The following is an 18,915-nucleotide window of genomic DNA, read 5'->3' as shown; positions in this document are numbered from 1 at the left end:
GAACCACTTTATTTGGATATCCTAAACGGTGTAGAACGCATCATAAATGATAAATTATAAGTCTCCGTGTCTCCGCGTCTCCGTGTTTTAACTATTCAAGTTATTGATTAGCAGATAGTTGAAAATCGAGCTGGCGTTAACTAATATCATGGACAAATTCATCTAGATGCTCTTTTATTCCATGCTGCATGACAACAACATGAGAAAGCCGCCCATAGTGAGGACAGTTTACGCTTGCAAGACTCCACTTCTCTTTTACTGCCTGAATGGGTTCTTTAAAAAAAACTGTATTAGAATAGGGATTCAAATACACAGGATAGTTCACCGCCTTCAACGCGTTGTAGAGGTAAATAGCATTTTCCAAAATTTTGATAGCCTCTTCTTGAAATGTATCAAAATGCACAGTTGTTAAAGTCCACCAAAAAATCAATGTATTTAATGAACTTCGAGAACATGCAATCGTCATATTATGACTGTTTAAGTATTGAATGTATTCTTGTTCCATAGACTCCATAAGCTCTCTTCTAATCAGAAAAACCCCCAAAGGAACAGGTGAGCCAAAAAATTTATGCCCAGAGACAGCTATACTATCAAATGGATACTTTTCAAAATTTATTTCTGGAGCTTTGGGATCTTGTAAAAATGGCAAAAACCCTCCAAAAAGCGCTGCATCCACATGGTAGTAAACATGTTTTACATAAGCTGCATCTACAACACGCTTAATTTCCTCTATATCGTCAATTGCGCCTTTAAACGTTGTTCCTAAACAGACTGAAAAGAGAGCTGGCCTATCTGAATTAAGCTTTTCCTTTAAGTCTTCATAGTCCATCTCACCACTTGGATCCGTCTTTATCGTGCAACATTCTAAATCCAAAATCTTTCCAACATTCAAAATGGAATAATGAGCATTATCAGAGACATAAAGAATAGGCTTGCCAAACTTCCTTAAAATCTCTCTTCCCATAAACAATCCTTGCTCATTACCTTGTGTACCACTACCTGTAACATACCCCCACGCTGAATTTGGCTTAAATTTATAAAGATGCTCAAAATAATGAATAACTTCCCTTTCAAATGCATGTGCATTGAGGTGGCAATAGACATCTTCTTCCCAATTTCCAACATCATTAAACATAACCCTTGCTTCTACAGAGTTTACCCACCAATTAAAAAACTCTCTTAAATTAAAAGCAAAGTTCACAGGATAAGTGATAAATGTTTTTACATACTTTGTACTATCCTGTGTAAAAGCGTGAAGACGAGTAAGAGCCTCTTCTGCTAAAACTTCATCTACAGACCTTTTATAGCGCTTAGAGGTACGTATATCTTTAGTCATTTTGCTCTCTTCCTATATTGAAACACTTGCCCTGCAATCCAGTAATTTTCATTAGATCCTATCACAAAAACATCTACCAATGAACTTTGATCACTAATTTTCCTAACTTCTCCTGGTAGCAAATCTACTACCTTTTCATTTTCACTAACATCAAGAAGAACTTTATACCACTGCATAGTCTCAACAACACACTTTCGTATCTGGCACGCATTCTCCCCTATTCCTCCACTAAAAATAAGAGCATCTATGCCCCCTAAAATCGCAATATAAGCACCTATGTATTTTACAATTCTGTAGCAAAACATCTCTATTGCAAGGTTTGCTTGCTCTTGTCCATTTACAGACAATAATTCTTTCATTTTTGATGTAACCCCTGATACACCTAAAAGCCCAGAGTCTTGATTCAATATTTTTGTAATCTCAGAAATAGACTTATTTTCTTTTAAACAAAGGTATTCCAATAATCCAGGATCAATATCTCCAGAGCGCGTCTCCATCATAAGTCCTTGAAGCGGTGTAAAGCCCATTGATGTATCCACAGATGCCCCTTGGCTGATTGCTGTTATCGAACACCCTCCTCCCAAATGCACTGTAATTACTTTTGCAGATTTCTTCTTTGTTTCTTGAAGGTATGCATTCCAAAGCGCTTCATGAGCAATACCATGAAATCCATATGCCATAATATGATGTTTTAAAGTCATTTTATAAGGTATTGCGTACGTAGATGCCTTCTTTGGTATGCTTTGGTGAAAGGCTGTGTCAAAAACAGCAATTTGTAACATCTGGCTTCCAAAGTGCAAAACACATTCTTGAATGTTCTTTAAACATATAGGATTGTGTAAAGGTGCCATTTCAGAGTATTTTTCTAGATGTTGAATAACTGTAGAGTCAATCTTAGTAGGCATGCAAAACTCAAAACCACCATGCACTAATCTATGACCTATTCCTACTATTTTTTTTGAAGTAAATCTTGGCAAGACCTCATCTATATCTCCATCTACATCGAAAGAAGAGATCAGTTTCAAAATCTTCTGATTTACAGAGAAAAGAGATAATTTAAGTCTAGCGCTCCCCTGATTGACAACTAAAATATTATCCATAAGGCCATTTCCAATCTCTAACTTCTGGCATATCTTCACCATGCTCTGCAATATAATGCTTATGATCGATCAACTTATTTTCAATCTCTTGGATCAAATAAGCTCTCTTATGCTCCAACTGCGGCAAGCGCCTTGCAACTGCTTCAACAAGATGAAAGCGGTCCATTTCATTTAATACTGTCATATCAAAAGGCGTCGTTGTGCTACCCTCTTCTTTATAGCCTCTAACATGTATATTTGAATGATTTGTTCTTCTGTATGTTAAACGGTGAATAAGCCATGGATATCCATGAAAAGCAAAAATGACAGGCTTATCTTTTGTAAAAATATCATCAAATTCGCTATCTGGAAGACCATGCGGATGCTCTGACTGAGGTTGCAGCACCATTAAATCAACAATATTAACAACTCTTATCTTTATATCAGGAGCCACTTTTCTTAAAATATCTACAGCTGCAAGAGTTTCTTGAGTAGGAACATCTCCACAACACGCCATAACGACATCTGGTTCTACTCCATAATCATTACTTGCAAAAGCCCAAATGCCAACACCCTTTGTGCAATGCTTGATTGCTTCATCCATAGTGAGATATTGCGCTTCTGCATGCTTGCCTGCGATAATAACGTTGACAAAATTCTTGCTCCTCAAACAATGATCTACAACTGAAAGCAACGTGTTAGCATCGGCAGGAAGATAGATACGAATAATCTCTGCCTTTTTGTTGACGACATGGTCAATAAAACCTGGATCTTGATGTGAAAAGCCATTGTGGTCTTGTCTCCACACATGCGATGTTAAAAAGTAATTTAAAGAGGCAATAGGCCTTCTCCATGGTATTTTACGCGCAACTTTTAACCACTTTGCATGCTGATTAAACATGGAATCAATAATATGAATAAATGCCTCATAACAAGAAAAAATACCATGACGCCCTGTCAAAAGATAACCCTCTAGCCATCCTTGACACATATGCTCACTCAAAACCTCCATCACACGCCCACAAGGACCCAAATGCTCATCAGTAGGAAGAATTTCTGCCTCAAAAACCTTATTTGTTACTTCAAAAAGAGCACCAAGCCTATTAGAGGCCGTTTCATCAGGGCCTACCACTCTAAAATTCTTACTTTCTAAATTCAATTTCATAACATCACGAAGAAAACCTCCTAGCACTTTTGCAGATTCTGCGAATTTTGTACCTCTAGCACCTATATCCACTTCATATTTTTTAAAATCGGGCATCTTTAAATCCACTAAAAGCTTACCTCCATTTGCATGAGGGTTTGATCCCATACGATGAGTACCCTTTGGTGCAAGCTCTTGTAATTCCTCTATGAGCCTTCCTTTTTCATCAAATAGTTCTTCTGGCCTATAACTCTTTAGCCACTTCTCTAAAAGCTTCAAATGTTTAGGATTTTCTGCAAGTTCACTCAAAGGCACTTGGTGAGAGCGCCATGAGTTCTCTACATTTTTTCCATCCACTAAATGTGGTCCTGTCCATCCTTTCGGCGATCTTAAAATAATCATAGGCCAGCGGTATTCTTTGGCAGACAGACCTTTTTGTTTGTGCGTACGTGCATCGTGCTGAATCTGCCTAATCTCTTCAATGGCTGTTTCTAAGACACTTGACATCTGCTGATGCATCAGGGCGGGCTCTGATCCTTCCACAAAATAGGGCTTATATCCATAACCTATGAACAGTTTTTCTAAATCTGCATGACTAATACGAGCAAGAACTGTGGGATTTGCAATTTTATAACCATTTAAGTGCAAAATAGGTAAAACTGCGCCATCATTTATAGGACATAAAAATTTATTGGAATGCCAACTTGTTGCAAGTGGGCCAGTCTCTGCTTCTCCATCTCCTACAACAGTACAAGCAATGAGATGCGGATTATCCAAAACAGCTCCATAAGCGTGCGCAAGCACATATCCTAATTCACCTCCCTCGTGAATAGACCCCGGAGTCTCTGGAGCTACATGACTTGGAATGCCGCCAGGAAATGAAAACTGTTTGAATAATTTTTGCATGCCCTCTTCATCTTGAGAAATCTCTGGATACACTTCACTATATGTCCCCTCAAGATAGGTATTTGCAACAAGTGCAGGCCCACCATGTCCTGGCCCTGCCAAAAAAATGACGTCAAGCCCCAACTTTTTAATGAGACGATTCATATGCACATAAATAAAATTAAGACCAGGAGTAGTTCCCCAATGTCCAAGCAGTCGTGGCTTAATGTGCTGAATTTTCAAAGGCTCTTTCAATAAGGGATTGCTCATAAGATAAATTTGGCCTATGGACAAATAATTTGCAGCCCTCCAATAAGCATCCATTTTTCTCTCTTCTTCCAAGCTAATCATACGCCCTCCTAATCTATCCTTTGATGATATACACAAACGAGTTCAAGAATTGGTTTGTGTATTATGTATATATAACCTCAGATCCTTCTAGTAAATAAAATTATTTTTCTGTATACAAATTCTTTACTAACTCAGGTTACATAAAAAAAGGAAAACATGGGACCAGATAATTATTCTCTTATTTCAGCACTCTTTCCAAAACTTCTTGGCATCATCTATTTCATTGCATTTGGAGGCTTTTTATTTCAAATTAAGGGCTTATTGGGAGAAAAGGGCATCCTTCCTATTAAAGCCTTTCTTCGTTATATAAAAATGCGCATAGGCCCTTCTGGCTATTTTTATGTGCCAACGCTTTTTTGGTTTAATTCAGGCAATAAAGCTCTTGTATCTGTAGTTGCTACAGGCACTCTTTGCTCCCTTCTTTTAATCATCAACAATGATCCTGCCTATACCCCCATTTTTTTGATCCTTTTAGCTATTCTACACCTTTCTATCGTGTCCGCAGGGCAAGATTTTTTAAGTTTTGGCTGGGAAACCACACTCTTAGAAATCACTTATATTACAATCTTTTTAAGTCTTAGCTCACCTCCAAACCCTTTTATTTGGATAAGTCTCAATCTTTTACTCTTTCGACTGCATTTTGAGGGAGGCATGTCCAAACTACTTAGCCACGATAAAAACTGGAGAAATTTGACAGCTGTTGCCTTTCATTACCAATCTCAACCCATTCCCAACGTTATTGCCTGGTACGTACATAAATTACCTCTATCCTTTCATAAGGTATCTTGCGCCCTTATGCTTTTCATAGAGATTGTTGTTCCTTTTGCTATCTTTTTAAGTGAAGACATAAGAGGTATTACTTTTCTTCTTTTACTAGGACTTCAGCTCATGATTTTACTTACAGGCAATTTTTCTTATCTCAACTGGATGACGATACTCTTTTCTACAATTTTGATTAGCAATCACTACTTAAACCATCTTTTACAGCCCAAGTCCTGGGAATTTTTAGATGCCACCTTATGGTGTTCTATTGTAGGCGTTATTTTTATTCTCCTTCAATTAGCCTCCCTTTGGAACTTTCTTCTCCCTACAAAAAAAATACTCATACGCCTATTTTCTTGGATAGAGCCTTTCCATCCTATCAACAAGCATGGCATATTCGCTGTAATGACAACAAAACGCCTTGAAATTGTCATTGAAGGTAGTAATGATCAAATCAATTGGTATGAATATACCTTCTTCTTTAAACCCTCAGAAATTACAAGACGCCCTAGATGGTTTGCACCCTACCATCCACGCCTTGACTGGCGCGTATGGTTTTTACCTTTTACAAATTATGCCTCTAGCTATTGGTTTCAGCAATTTATTGAATGCCTACTTCTTGGCTCTTCAGATGTACTTAAGCTCATTCGAAAAAACCCTTTTCCAAATGAGCCTCCCCTATTCATCAGAGTGCTTCTTTATGACTATGAATTTAGCGACAAAGAGACTAAAAAAAATACAAACGTTTGGTGGAAACGCACACTTATAAGCTCTTATTCGCCCATATTAACACTAAACAGACATGAAAATAGACTTCTTGCATAATTAGCTTTGCTTAGAAAAATTGAAATTTTTTGAGTAGATTTATTGATAAATTTTGAGAGCATATGTAAACATATGGTTGAAAAATTTAACGATAAAGATGCAAAAAAAGACAATTTTAACAAGCAAATGTAATTACGCAAGAAGTCTAATATAAAATGAATTCCAAAGAAGCAAAAAAATCTCTTATTGCAGCCTCCATTGGAAATGCTCTTGAATGGTATGACTTTGGACTATACGGCTTTCTTGCAACAACTATACAAAAATTATTTTTCCCATTTCAAACTACATCACATGGCATATTTTCTGTTTTTGTTATATTTGCCGTCGGTTTATTTATGAGGCCTCTGGGAGGACTTATCTTTGGACATATCGGCGATAAAATTGGAAGAAAGACAGCCCTTATTGCATCCATTGCAACTATGGCAATTCCTACATTCCTAATAGGCTTACTTCCTACTTATGCAAGCGCTGGTATTACAGCAACCTATCTACTCATTGCTACAAGGCTATTACAGGGGCTTGCAGTGGGTGGTGAGATGATTGGAGCCATGATCTTTCTTACAGAACATGCCCCACAAGAAAAAAGAGGTGTATCAAGTTGTTTAGTATACTCTGTGGGCTCGCTAGGTGGCTTACTTGGCGCTATGGCTGGAGTTTTAGCTCATACTTTTTTTACGGAAGAAGAACTCTTAAGTGGTGGATGGCGATGGCCCTTTTTAGTTGGCATTTTAATCGGTGGGATAGGCCTTTATATCCGATTAAAAATTAAAGAGACCCCCCTCTTTATCAAACTACAAAACAATAATAATACTGCCATTAAACCCTTTAGAGAGGCCATCCAAAGACACCTCAAAGAGATCATCATCATTTTTCTTCTTATCTCTTTTCAAGCAACAGGTTTTTACCTTCCTTTTGTGTACCTAACCACGTGGCTTACAGAAAATGCTCATTTTTCAAGCAGAAATGCTCTTTTACTCAACACATTTGGAATATTTCTACTTACACCTCTTATTCTTGGTTTTGCAGCACTCTCTGATAAGATAGGCAGAAGAAAAATCTTATTGACAAGTACTCTTTGCATCTGTGCTCTTGCATACCCTCTCTTTTGGCTTTTATCCTTTATTGCAAAGTCCTCTTTACCATTTGCCTATTCTTTTATCCCTGTAAGCCTATTTTCCCTGCTTACAGCCGCTTTTCAAGGCCCACTTGCAGCAACTCTTACAGAACTTCTAACCACTAAAAACCGCTACATGTCCCTTGTCATTGGTTATAATACGAGCGCAGCTCTCTTCGGAGGCCTTACACCTCTTCTATCCATCTATCTAGTAAGCCTTATGCATATCCCAGAGGCACCTAGTTTCCTACTTATTTTTACAGGGCTCATTGCTTTTTTCACCATACTCTTTTTTGTAAAAGAAACATTTAAGAAGCAAATCGAATAATCATCCTGTCATAGCTGTCAAGATCCGTCTTTTTCCAGAAAAAACAGCTCTTCCGTGCATTGCAAGCACATTATCTAAGACAATAACATCCCCTTTTTGCCATGGAAAGGCTAGCGTATTTTTATCAAGCACATCAAGTACATGATATATATCTTTTCTTGGTATTCTAGAGCCATCTGCAAAAAAGACCTCGTGTAACTTCATATGCTTTTGACAATAAAAGAGCTTGGCACCAAGGTATTTTCCCATACCTAAAAATCTTGGGTTAAAATCAAAAAGCTGAACTTGGTTAAACCACACTTCCTCGTTTGTTACAGGATGATTAATCACAGCAGGCCTTATCTGGCTCACCTCCAACCAATCCTTTCTATTCCACTTAAAACCAAAATCGTTTTCCCTACATTTTCTTTCTACTTCGGCTTTGTCTTCCGTTTCAAACACCTGAATCCATGACTTATGAGAGCCTTTGGCAATAAAATTCATCATCTTGCTTTTATAAAAATAGCAAGAGACATACTTTAACTGCTTTTCTATAAAACGTGCCTTTACATCGTCACATACATCTCTGTATACCCGTCTTGAATCAGCAATGATCGTTTCACCCTTATCTATAGGAGGCGTTTCACAAAAAAAGTAAATGTGCCTAGGATACTTGTTTACAAAGGAAAGCTCATTGTGCAGTGGGATTTTAAAGGAGGGGGGCGCCTCAGTAGATGTATAAATATTACCATGAACTTTTGTCCTCGGGCTATCACCTCCAACATAGTCAATGGAATGACCTGTATTTAACTGGTTGATAAATTTTTCAAAATCAGCAGCGTTTGACAGAGGAAAATTGCGAAATAAGATCCCTCCGTGCTTAAGAAGTTGCTGCTTAAAATAGGAATTTTCTTGTTTTAATAGATCTAAAAATTCCTGAAGTTGTATGTTCTTGTCCTTTGGCTCTATCACCAAAGGTAATTCCTCTTGATTAATAAACTTTGCAGTAAAGTCGCTCATCACAGCCCCTCTATTAAACTTCTGTTTCATGTTTTGAGACGCTACACTAGCATTACAATCCATATTGTTGCAAGAATAAGGTGGTTATAATGTTTCCCGCACTAGCATCCATTCGTCTAAGCGATGAAATCCAAGCCTTCTACACATCTACATTAACTGAGATAAAAAAAGCTCCCAATACATGTCTTGAACAATATAGAGAAAGATTAGAAATAATGGGAAAAGACATTCTACACTATAACTGTTATCGTCTACAGGGCTTTTGCTTAAGCGCTTTAGAATACTTTAATAGCACATTTCCAAATAACGAAATAAGTACCGATCCTTATAAAACCCTACACTTATATGGCCAAACCATTAAGTCCTCCAGAAAATTTGATCGGATTGTAAGGAATAACCCCTTAATTGAAACAATATATTGCATTGGATGTAGATGGATTAGTCACTGCTTATCTTCTTTTAATACATTACAATTACTCTCTTCTATTCATTTAGAAAACAATGAGATGTTAAAAGAGAATGAATTTTTTAATATTAGTGAAATGAAGCTTATAGGCCTTTACAAGATAGAGATCTCAGGCCTATTTTCAGATAATAGCTTTACACATCTAAGAACAGCTACTTTTTTACGCGTTCTTGACTGCTCTAAGACAAATTTAGAAAATAACCATCTACCCACCTTTAACCAACTGGAAAATCTTACTTCTATCACCTTAAAACACACTCAAATTTCTGATCTTACACAGCTAAACATGCACAGGTTTACAAAAATAAATATCTCAGGATGCCTGGAGCTTTCAGATGAGAGCTTTGCACACCTAGCAACAGCTACTCACCTGAAAATATTAAAATGCTCCAAAACAAAAATTTCTGACAGACATTTACCTTTTCTAAACCCACTACAAAAACTTAATTCTCTGGATTTAGCCAGATGCCCTATTTCTGATATTAGAAGATTAGATGTAAATAGGCTGCGAAAATTAAATATTTCAGGCTGTAAAAACCTCTCTGGAAAGAGCTATACACATCTAGCAAGAGCTAGTACTCCAAAATTATACACCATCAAACACAATAACTTTCCCATCACTTCAACAAGAACAGCCCTAACGAAAGTCCGTCTACATATAAAATGTTCTTCTTGTATAATTAAACTCCCTGCAAGTGAATTACTTCTTTCTGAATCGGATTCAGAATCCGATTCAGAAACATAAAAAAGGCTCTACAAATCCATGAAAACAAATATATGCATCTTTTTTCTTAACCTACTTTTTTTGGTTTTTATAGGATAAGGAAAATAACTTTAGCGATGTCCACCTCCGTGACCGCCGCCATGTCCTCCACCGTGTCCACCTCCGTGACCACCTCCATGTCCTCCACCGTGTCCTGCACCGTGTCCACCTCCGTGACCGCCGCCATGTCCACCTCCGTGACCACCTCCATGATGCCATTCATGACCACCGCCATGTCCTCCATGCCATTCATGACCACCATGCCAACCATTTCCCCAGTGATGCTCCCAGCCATGGCCATTCCAGAAGTCTCTATCCCAATGACCACCTCTCCACCACCAGCCACCATTATTCCAGCCCCAGCCGCCTCTTATCCAGCCAGCCCCAGCATAAGGTGCAATCACCCAAATGCCAGGCACCCAAACCCAATTGGAGTTATCCCAAGACCAGTAACCATTTTGCCACACATAGTTATCTCCCGGACTTACAGGAATTTGCTCTTGTAAACTAGCCGGAGGCTCAACAGTAACCATTGTTTGGCTGTAATCTATCTGATCCTCATTCTGATTATCGTCTTGAGCATCACTATATTGCACATCTTGCGCTTGCAATGATGCTGCAACCATCAATGCGCTTATAACTCTAAAAACCTTTGTGTAGGACATAAAAACTCCTTGTTTTACGCTATCGGTTTACTCTTTTTTGTTAAAAAATAAGCCACACCAAGCGCTACAATAACTGCGGCAATTGCAAAAACATAGAGCGGCTCAATACTCTTGTAATCTAAAATAATTACTTTACGAGCAACGGCCGTTAAGGCGGTTGCCAAAACCAATGAAACATTGATAGCATCTTTGATTAAATAAAAAACGATATTTAGGAAAACTTCAATAGCAATTAAAACTAGTAAGACATTCCCCAAAGAAACGATTAAACTTTCTACATCAAATAAAGCATGCTCATATTGCCTATACGTATGCACAACAACATCCACCAAACTGAGCCATACAATGATTGCTACAATGAAGGCAAGCACTTTAACGGCTAGCAAAACCATCTTACTAAGAAAGCAAATAAGGGGATCTGTAGTCTGTCTCATTTTTAACGATGTCCACCGCCATGTCCGCCACCACCACCCCGTCCGCTACCGCCACCGCGTCCACCACCATAACCACCACCTCTCTCTCCACCACGATTAGCGCCCCTATCTCCACCTCGATTCCAATCATTTCCGTGCTCTTCACCGCGATTCCACTCGTTTCCATGATCCCAATTATTTCCACGATCCCATCCCTGACCATGGTCCCAATCATGTGCCCAGCTATGACCATTCCAATAATCTCTATCCCAATGACCCGCATTCCAAACCCAGCCACCACCAACACCTACTACCCAACCACCAGATACCCAATTAGCCCCAGCATAAGGTGCAATAATCCAAACTCCAGGAATCCATGTCCAACCATTACTCCAGTACCAATACCCCCCTTGCCATACATAGTCATCTCCAGGGCTCTCAGGAATTTGTTCTTGTTGAGGGGCAGGTGGTTGAGAATTGACTACGACCTGAGTGTTTTGCGTATTTTGATTTGTTTGAACTTGTGCATCTAGTGTATGAAAAATAACGAGTGCGCTAAAACTTAAGATCGAACCTATTAAGAGTCTTGATTTTAACATAAAAATTCCTTAAAAAGATAAACATGATGACCTAAGCTATACCTAAACAAGTTTGCTTAAGTCAACAAAATCTTTAACTATGAGAAGTTACTACTACTAGAGAGCTAGAATTTCGCACAAATTTCCACATCAAAAGAGCTGCTAGTACACTGAAGCAAGCAGTTAGGGAAAAGAAAAGATTCCATGGCAAGAAAGCGGCTAAAAAGCCACCAGCACATGCAAAAATATCTGCCTTAAACGTATATAGAGACCAAAACAAGGCATACTGAACAATAATGTAGCGTTTATCACAAATTCTCCACAAAAAGCATGTGATAATTGTCATCGCCATGCCGGCTGTAAAATGATCTAAAGCGGCTGTCATATAAAGGAAGAAAAACGATTTTCCAACAATTGTAAGAACATAATAACTCATTAAAGTAAAGGCATGAATTGCTCCTAGAGCAACTGTTGATCGCAAAAGATCTGTTTTTTTAAAGAAAAACCCTGCAACAAACGCTCCGCAAATAGCCATACAAAATCCCCACATATTTGTAGCTGTTGCAAGATCTGCCTTATTAAAGCCAAGAGACATACAAAAGGGGCCTTCCATGACTTTTGCCATGTTATCACCAATATTAAATGTAGTAATCACAAAAATGATTACAAGCCAATCTTTCCTCTGAAGAAAAGCTTTACAAGGCTTTAAGATAATTTCATGCCAAAAGCTCTGCATTAATGAATTATATTGTAATAATTCTTCTCTCTTCTCTTTTAATATTGCATGCGACTTAAAAGGCTCTCTTTGAAAAAAGATAAAAATAGAGCCAATAAACAATAATAGAGACAGAAATGCAAATACCCACGACCATTCAAAAAGATAAGCTATATAAAGAGCAATTCCTCCTGCAGATAACAAGCCAACACGGTACCCCATTAAAAAAGTTGCAGACCCTTTTCTATAACACTCTTCTTTCAAAGACTCTAATTCATAAGCAATTCCTACCATATACAAGCAACTTACAAACAAATATAAAAATACAAGAAGTATGGCAAGGAAAATGGGCTTTTCAGCGGGCTCTACCAAACTCATACAAAAAAGAGAGAGGCTCATTCCTAAAAAAGAAAATAACAACCACCCTTTCCTTGGGCTCTTTGCAAAAAAAGGAAGAGATACCCTTGTAATGAAAGGATACCATAAAAGCTTTAGGCTAAATGGCAAACCCATAAGAGCGAATAAGCCAATTTCATCCTTGCCAAAGCCATATTCTGTAAGCCAAATCGCAAGTGTTGAGCCTACTAAAGGCATAGGCACTGCATTAGCAATGCCTATAAAAAAAATGATAATATATGGAAAAAATGAACTTGTTTTGATGTTTTTCTTAATAACCTGAGTTTTGATTTAAGCAGATTTTAACATGTCTATTATTTTCGAGAAAGTCTTAAAGCATTGCCAACAACAGACAAAGAACTTAGGACCATAGCAGCACTTGCAATCATAGGGCTTAAAGAAAATCCAAATGCCGGATAAAGAACACCTGCTGCAACAGGAATTGCAAGTATGTTATAAAAAAAAGCTAAAAACAAATTTTGTGAAATGTTGCGCCTTATTGAGCGACTCAATTTTCTTGCCTTTAAAATACCATAAAGAGAGCCTTTGACAAGGACTATATTGGCACTTTCCATAGCAACATGAGTTCCTGTTCCCATGGCAATGCTTATATCAGCTTTTGCAAGAGCTGGTGCATCATTAATACCATCCCCTGCCATTGCTACAATGTGCCCACTTTTTTGAAAATGTTCCACATGCTTTTTTTTATCTTCTGGAAGCACTTCAGCATAAATTTCGTCCATATTAAGCTGCTTTCCAACAGATTCTGCAACCTCTTTTCGATCACCGCTGAGCATGACAAGATGCATCTTTTCTTGATGTAATAGCTCGACAACATCTTCAACATCTTTTTTTAAACGATCTGCAAAAGTAAAAATAGCCATAATCTTTTGATTAATAGCTAAATACACAGAAGAGCTTTTTTTACTTACTTCATCCACAGGAACTAAAACACCTTTTTCTTGTAAAAAACGCAAGCTACCTACCAAAATTTCTTTACCTTCAATAGATCCCAAAACCCCTTTTCCAGTCACCGATAAAAACCCATCCACCTGCTTAAGAGGCATTCCAAGAAGTTTTGCTCTTTCTACAATTGCAAAAGAAAAGGCATGCTCACTTAAATGTTCAATACTTGCAGCCATTTGCAAAGCTTCTTCTTCTTTTATTCCTTGAAAACACTCTAGCTTTATAAGAGAGGGCTTACCTTCTGTTAGCGTCCCTGTTTTATCAAACAGGAGTATGTCTGCTTTTGCAAAAGTTTCTAGACTCTTGGCATCTCTAATTAAAATACCCTCTTTTGCCCCCTTACCAATTCCAACCATGATGGCCATAGGCGTTGCAAGCCCCAAAGCGCATGGACATGCTATAATAACAACAGCTACTGCTCGCATAATAGCTACTGAAAAAGAGGGGTTCAATGCAAAGTAGCCCCAGAAAATCAGTGTAAAGCATGCTATCAATAAAACAATAGGAACAAAATAGGCCGATATTTTATCTACTACCCTTTGTATGGGAGCCACACTTCTTCTTGCCTCATTTACCATCTCTACAATACGTGCAAGCATTGTCTCTTTCCCGATCTTTGTAACCTCCATAAGAAAACTGCCTTTCTGGTTAAGTGTAGCCCCAATAACTTCGCTTTGAGCCTCTTTTAAAACAGGTATCCACTCTCCTGTAATCATCGACTCATCAATGCTTGTACTCCCAAAGACAATTTTTCCATCAAGCGGTACTTTTTCTCCTGGTTTTACCCTTAAAACATCACCTATCACAATATCTTCTAAGGCAACTGTTTCATCTTTATCACCTTTTACGCGAGTGGCTTTCTCTGGACTTAAGCTCAAAAGCGCTTTAATTGCAGAACCTGTCTTTTGCCGTGTGCGTAGTTCTAACACTTGTCCTAAGAGAACAAGTGTAGTAATTACAGAAGCAGACTCAAAATAGACATCTTTTTCTTGCAAAACCAAGTGAATAACACTGTAAATATACGCTGTCAAAACGCCTAAACTGACTAATGAAAACATGTTTAAAGACAGTTTTAAAATGGAAAACCAAGCTTTTATAAAAAATGAACTTCCTCCATAAAATACAACAATAGTTGCTAAAACAGCTTGAACCCAAACAGAATTAGATGGCCAAAGAAAGGGAGTCATTGCAAAAAGAAAAATGGGCAACGTGAGTATAAAAGATAACCAAAAACGCCTTTGCATCTCATTTAATTCTTTATCTTCAGTATTTTCTAGAGCAATATTTTTTAATTCCAATGCCATGCCACAAAAAGGACAAAACCCAGGAAGAGTTTCATGAACTTGTGGATGCATGGGGCAAATATACTCTTTTTTTATATCTCCCATTTTATACCTTTCTTGCTTGATCTAAATAAATTATTTTTTTAACATAAAGTTTAATTGGAGGCAAGTCTATGAATCCGCGTACCCCACTCGTCTATCTTTTAAGGCATGGCCAAACTGAATGGTCACTTTCTGGTCAGCACACAGGACTTACTGATATTCCTCTCACTGAAAAAGGAAAAAAAGAAGCCAGTTTAATTGCAGCAGGGATCCATGATGTCTCTTTCGTCAAAGCATTTTCTAGCCCACTTAGTCGCGCACTAGAAACAGCTCAACTTGCACACCTCAACTGTCCTATAGAAACGCGCACAGATCTGCTAGAGTGGGATTATGGTGAATACGAGGGAATAAAAACCAAGGACATCCTTATTAAAAATCCTGGATGGAACCTATTCGACCATGGAGCTCCAAGAGGCGAAAACCTCGACGAAGTTGCTAAAAGAGCAGACCATATCATCCGTGAAATTCGAAACATTAATGGCGATGTAGCTGTCATATCGCATGGACACTATCTACGTGTTTTTGCTGCAAGGTGGCTCTTACAACCTCCTCTCTTTGGCAAACTTATCTACTTAAATACAGCATCTATCAGCATCGTTGGATATGAGCATAACATGCAAGAGCCCATCATCAAGACATGGAACTCTATTTGCCATCTTAAATAAATCGTGCTATCATAGTGCGATTCTATTTTTAAATAGACTTCTTGCATAATTAGCTTTGCTTAGAAAAATTGAACTTTTTTGAGTAGATTTATTGATAAATTTTTCAAGCATATGTGAACATATGCTTGAAAAATTTAACGATAAAGATGTCAAAAAAGACAATTTTAACAAGCAAATGTAATTACGCAAGAAGTCTAATAATAAATTATGGCAAAAAAAACCGTCGTCGTTGGAATGTCTGGAGGTGTAGATTCCTCTGTCTCTGCTCTACTTTTAAAAAATCAAGGCTTTCATGTAATTGGCCTTTTCATGAAGAATTGGGAAGAAGAAAATGAACAGGGTGTGTGCAAAGCAAGCCTTGAATATGAAGATGTCATCAAAGTTTGTAAGCAAATTGCTATCCCTTGCTTCTCTGTTAATTTTGTAAAAGAGTACCAAGAGCAAGTATTTTCTCATTTTTTGATAGAGTATAAAGCAGGCTATACCCCCAACCCCGATATTCTTTGCAACCGAGAAATTAAATTTAAAGTGCTATTAGATAAGGCTTTAGAACTAGGCGCAGACTTTCTTGCAACAGGGCACTACTGCCAAACAAAAGAAATTAGCGGAGAATACCGTCTACTGCGAGGATTAGATGCAAACAAAGACCAAAGCTATTTCCTCTACACCCTTAAAGAATCCATTTTACGAAAAGTTCTTTTTCCAATAGGAGCTCTAGACAAAAAGGAGGTGCGGCGCATTGCATTAGAACATAATCTATCTACCCATGCTAAAAAAGATAGCACTGGCATCTGTTTTATTGGAAAGAGGAACTTTAAAGAGTTTTTAAGCAAATACTTGGCTATCACTCCTGGTAACTTTGAAAATCTAAGAGGAGAAATCATTGGGCGACACGATGGCTCTGCTTATTACACCATAGGCCAAAGAAAGGGACTCAAAATTGGAGGTGCTGGAGATGCCTGGTTTGTGGTTGGCAAAGATACAGCTCGAAATGTTGTCATCGTTGAACAAGGAGAAGATCACCCCGCCCTTTATGGCTCATCTCTTGTTGCAACAGATATCTCTTGGGTTAGCGATAATGATCCCAAATATCCTCTACACTGTACATCAAAAATACGCTATCGCCAGCCAGATGCCAATTGCACAATTACACATCAAGAAAATGACAAACTCGTTGTCACCTTTTCTTCTCCTCAAAAAGCAATTACCCCAAGACAATCTATCGTTTTTTATGACCATGACATCTGCCTTGGTGGCGCCATGATTGAAACCCAAATTTGACAATTAAAAGTTTAACATTATAATCAAGTAATGTATAGATTAAAGTTTTTTGTTTTTAGCACTATTACAGTTCTGTTTGTTGGAAGCCTATTATTTTTATCCTATACATTTCTGTTTCCACAAGATGAAACCATAGCTCCAAGCACATTAGTTACAGCAGATGGCTCTCACTACTTTCGCTACGATGAAAAAGGAAAAGTTATACCTTTTGATTTGCTAGACCCAGAAGAATCTCCTTCTAACATTCATGAAGCTGTCATGCAAGGCTTTCACATCTTATTAGACACCCGTCAATATGCTTCTGAATATACCAAAAGCGAATTAAGTTGTTCTAGCTGTCATTTTTTTGGAGGCAACACCCTAGGAGGTGAAAATGGAGGCATCTCGCTTGTGGGTGTTACAAATATTTATCCAAAATACTCCGCAAGAGACAACAAAACGATTAGCTTAAAACAACGCATTCAACAATGTTTCTTACGTAGCATGAATGGAAAAGCACCTGTAGAGGATAGTCCTGTAATGAATGCCTTAATTGCCTATCTTGAATGGATCTCTAGTGAGCTTAAGTGCTGCAAAAATATTCCTTGGCTTGGAATAAAATCAATTAAAATGAAAAAAATTCCAGACAGAGAAAATGGCAAAAAAATGTATGAAAAAACATGCGCATCCTGCCACCAAATCGATGGAAGCGGAACTGTTGGAGTACCTCCCTTATGGGGAGCTCACTCATTTAACACAAGTGCTGGAATGAACAAGCTTCCTATGCTGGCTCCCTTTATCTACTGGAATATGCCAAAAGAAAATCCCACTTTGAGCGACCAAGAAGCTATAGACATAGCAGACTATATCATCAGCATGCCACGACCAGAACTTCATTAGACATAATGTATACACAAACAAGTTCAAGAATTGTTTGTGTATAATCGTGCTTCCTTAACCTACGGAGCGTAACCTGAATTATTAGACTCCTTGCGTAATTACATTTGCTTGTTAAAATTGTCTTTTTTGATATCTTTATCGTTAAATTTTTCAACCATATGTTCACATATGCTTGAAAAATTTATCAATAAATCTACTCAAAAAATTTCAATTTTTCTACGCAAAGCTAATTATGCAAGAAGTCTATTTATTTTTTTGAGCTTCTTCTTTTGCCTTATACTCTTTACTTTCCTGCTCAAACTTATCTAGCTCTTCTTGCTGACCCAGTTGATCCTCGTCAAAGGGAATTGCATAGATATCTGTTTGATCTCCCTTGGTCGTATTTCTTAATGCCTTTTCTTCGGCAATGCTATTGTCTGCAGCAGGGTTTACTGGCTCTTTTTCACTTTTTTCATCTGAAATGCATGAACTCAACAAGAGAACTGATGCTATGCTCAACAAACCATATATCTGAAATTTTTTCATTTTAGAATTCCTATAAGGCTATAATTATTCCTCTCCAAGCAGATGTAACAAAACAAGTCATTTCTGGTCAATACTCTTAATAACTCATGTTATGCAAAAAAATAATAAAAAAAAGCAGGCAACAAGCTAGTGGTTGTATGGAAGGTTTTTTGAGAAAAAAATGGACTATAAATTAATGCAAACATTATTTTGGGGAGGGTCTTTACCAAAACGTAACTAAAAATGACGAAGCAACTCACTGATTTTTAGCTTTTTAAGAAGAAATCTTAAGATTTTTATCGGATATTCGACAAAGTTTTGTTGATTTGTAGTATAGTCTGATGTTAAAAAGTTAGCGTTCATGGCAACCTCAGAGTGTAGCGACTTTATTTTACACTACCTGAAGGTTGCCTTTT

16 protein-coding genes are annotated in these 18,915 nt (G+C 37.7%); 6 read left to right on the top strand and 10 right to left on the bottom strand.

Annotation, left to right across the window (positions count from 1 at the left end; genetic code table 11):
* Positions 1-136 precede the first annotated feature (136 nt).
* From P4L16_02395 to P4L16_02385, 3 genes are read right to left on the bottom strand one after another with little or no spacing between them, the layout of a single operon-like run.
* Positions 137-1,336 carry a histidine decarboxylase gene (locus P4L16_02395; protein ID MDR3623972.1) on the bottom strand — a complete coding sequence of 400 codons (1,200 nt, stop codon included), beginning with the start codon at positions 1,334-1,336 and terminating at the stop codon, positions 137-139.
* Positions 1,333-2,478, bottom strand: a complete 1,146-nt coding sequence (locus P4L16_02390) for an acetate/propionate family kinase (GenBank protein MDR3623971.1) — start codon at positions 2,476-2,478, stop codon at positions 1,333-1,335. Before P4L16_02390 ends, P4L16_02395 begins: the two co-directional genes overlap by 4 nt.
* On the bottom strand, positions 2,429-4,795 hold the full coding sequence (locus tag P4L16_02385) for a phosphoketolase family protein (protein ID MDR3623970.1): 2,367 nt from the start codon (positions 4,793-4,795) through the stop codon (positions 2,429-2,431). The genes P4L16_02390 and P4L16_02385 overlap by 50 nt, the downstream gene beginning before the upstream one ends.
* A 156-nt stretch (positions 4,796-4,951) precedes the next feature.
* On the opposite strand from P4L16_02385, the gene P4L16_02380 reads away from it, so the two are divergent.
* Positions 4,952-6,382: a lipase maturation factor family protein gene (locus P4L16_02380; protein MDR3623969.1), complete on the top strand. Its 1,431-nt coding sequence runs from the start codon at positions 4,952-4,954 to the stop codon at positions 6,380-6,382.
* A gap of 155 nt (positions 6,383-6,537) precedes the next feature.
* On the top strand, positions 6,538-7,824 hold the full coding sequence (locus tag P4L16_02375; GenBank protein ID MDR3623968.1) for an MFS transporter: 1,287 nt from the start codon (positions 6,538-6,540) through the stop codon (positions 7,822-7,824).
* Here the strand turns inward: P4L16_02375 and P4L16_02370 are convergent, their stop codons facing one another.
* Positions 7,825-8,853 carry a TauD/TfdA family dioxygenase gene (locus P4L16_02370; protein ID MDR3623967.1) on the bottom strand — a complete coding sequence of 343 codons (1,029 nt, stop codon included), beginning with the start codon at positions 8,851-8,853 and terminating at the stop codon, positions 7,825-7,827.
* Positions 8,854-8,912: 59 nt separating this feature from the next.
* Between P4L16_02370 and P4L16_02365 the strand changes: the two genes are divergently transcribed.
* Positions 8,913-10,034, top strand: coding sequence for a hypothetical protein (locus P4L16_02365; GenBank protein ID MDR3623966.1), 1,122 nt, complete (start codon positions 8,913-8,915; stop codon positions 10,032-10,034).
* An 89-nt stretch (positions 10,035-10,123) separates the two neighbouring features.
* Here the strand turns inward: P4L16_02365 and P4L16_02360 are convergent, their stop codons facing one another.
* The 5 genes from P4L16_02360 to P4L16_02340 all read right to left on the bottom strand — a co-directional run bounded on the left by P4L16_02360 (position 10,124) and on the right by P4L16_02340 (position 15,173).
* Positions 10,124-10,717: a YXWGXW repeat-containing protein gene (locus tag P4L16_02360; GenBank protein MDR3623965.1), complete on the bottom strand. Its 594-nt coding sequence runs from the start codon at positions 10,715-10,717 to the stop codon at positions 10,124-10,126.
* A gap of 14 nt (positions 10,718-10,731) precedes the next feature.
* Complete coding sequence (locus P4L16_02355; protein MDR3623964.1) at positions 10,732-11,103, bottom strand: phosphate-starvation-inducible PsiE family protein; 372 nt, start codon at positions 11,101-11,103, stop codon at positions 10,732-10,734.
* A 50-nt stretch (positions 11,104-11,153) separates the two neighbouring features.
* A complete protein-coding gene (locus tag P4L16_02350) occupies positions 11,154-11,729 on the bottom strand; it encodes a hypothetical protein (GenBank protein MDR3623963.1) in 576 nt (191 codons plus the stop codon).
* Between the two features lie 73 nt (positions 11,730-11,802).
* Positions 11,803-13,041: an MFS transporter gene (locus P4L16_02345; protein ID MDR3623962.1), complete on the bottom strand. Its 1,239-nt coding sequence runs from the start codon at positions 13,039-13,041 to the stop codon at positions 11,803-11,805.
* A gap of 92 nt (positions 13,042-13,133) precedes the next feature.
* A complete protein-coding gene (locus P4L16_02340; GenBank protein MDR3623961.1) occupies positions 13,134-15,173 on the bottom strand; it encodes a copper-translocating P-type ATPase in 2,040 nt (679 codons plus the stop codon).
* A gap of 68 nt (positions 15,174-15,241) precedes the next feature.
* Between P4L16_02340 and P4L16_02335 the strand changes: the two genes are divergently transcribed.
* From P4L16_02335 to P4L16_02325, 3 genes are all read left to right on the top strand, one after another.
* The gene (locus P4L16_02335) at positions 15,242-15,835 is read left to right on the top strand and encodes a histidine phosphatase family protein (GenBank protein ID MDR3623960.1); all 594 of its coding nucleotides are present in this window, start codon (positions 15,242-15,244) and stop codon (positions 15,833-15,835) included.
* A 207-nt stretch (positions 15,836-16,042) separates the two neighbouring features.
* Entirely contained in the window at positions 16,043-17,116 is a 1,074-nt protein-coding gene (gene mnmA / locus P4L16_02330; GenBank protein MDR3623959.1) for a tRNA 2-thiouridine(34) synthase MnmA, read from the top strand.
* A gap of 30 nt (positions 17,117-17,146) precedes the next feature.
* On the top strand, positions 17,147-17,995 hold the full coding sequence (locus P4L16_02325; GenBank protein ID MDR3623958.1) for a c-type cytochrome: 849 nt from the start codon (positions 17,147-17,149) through the stop codon (positions 17,993-17,995).
* Positions 17,996-18,238: 243 nt separating this feature from the next.
* Here the strand turns inward: P4L16_02325 and P4L16_02320 are convergent, their stop codons facing one another.
* Positions 18,239-18,520, bottom strand: coding sequence for a hypothetical protein (locus P4L16_02320; protein ID MDR3623957.1), 282 nt, complete (start codon positions 18,518-18,520; stop codon positions 18,239-18,241).
* Positions 18,521-18,915 lie beyond the last annotated feature (395 nt).

This window comes from Chlamydiales bacterium, assembly GCA_031292375.1.
GTDB lineage: Bacteria > Chlamydiota > Chlamydiia > Chlamydiales > VFKH01 > JARLHF01.
The sequence above is the reverse complement of the archived record's forward strand: the minus strand, read 5'-3'. Positions and strand labels throughout refer to the sequence as shown.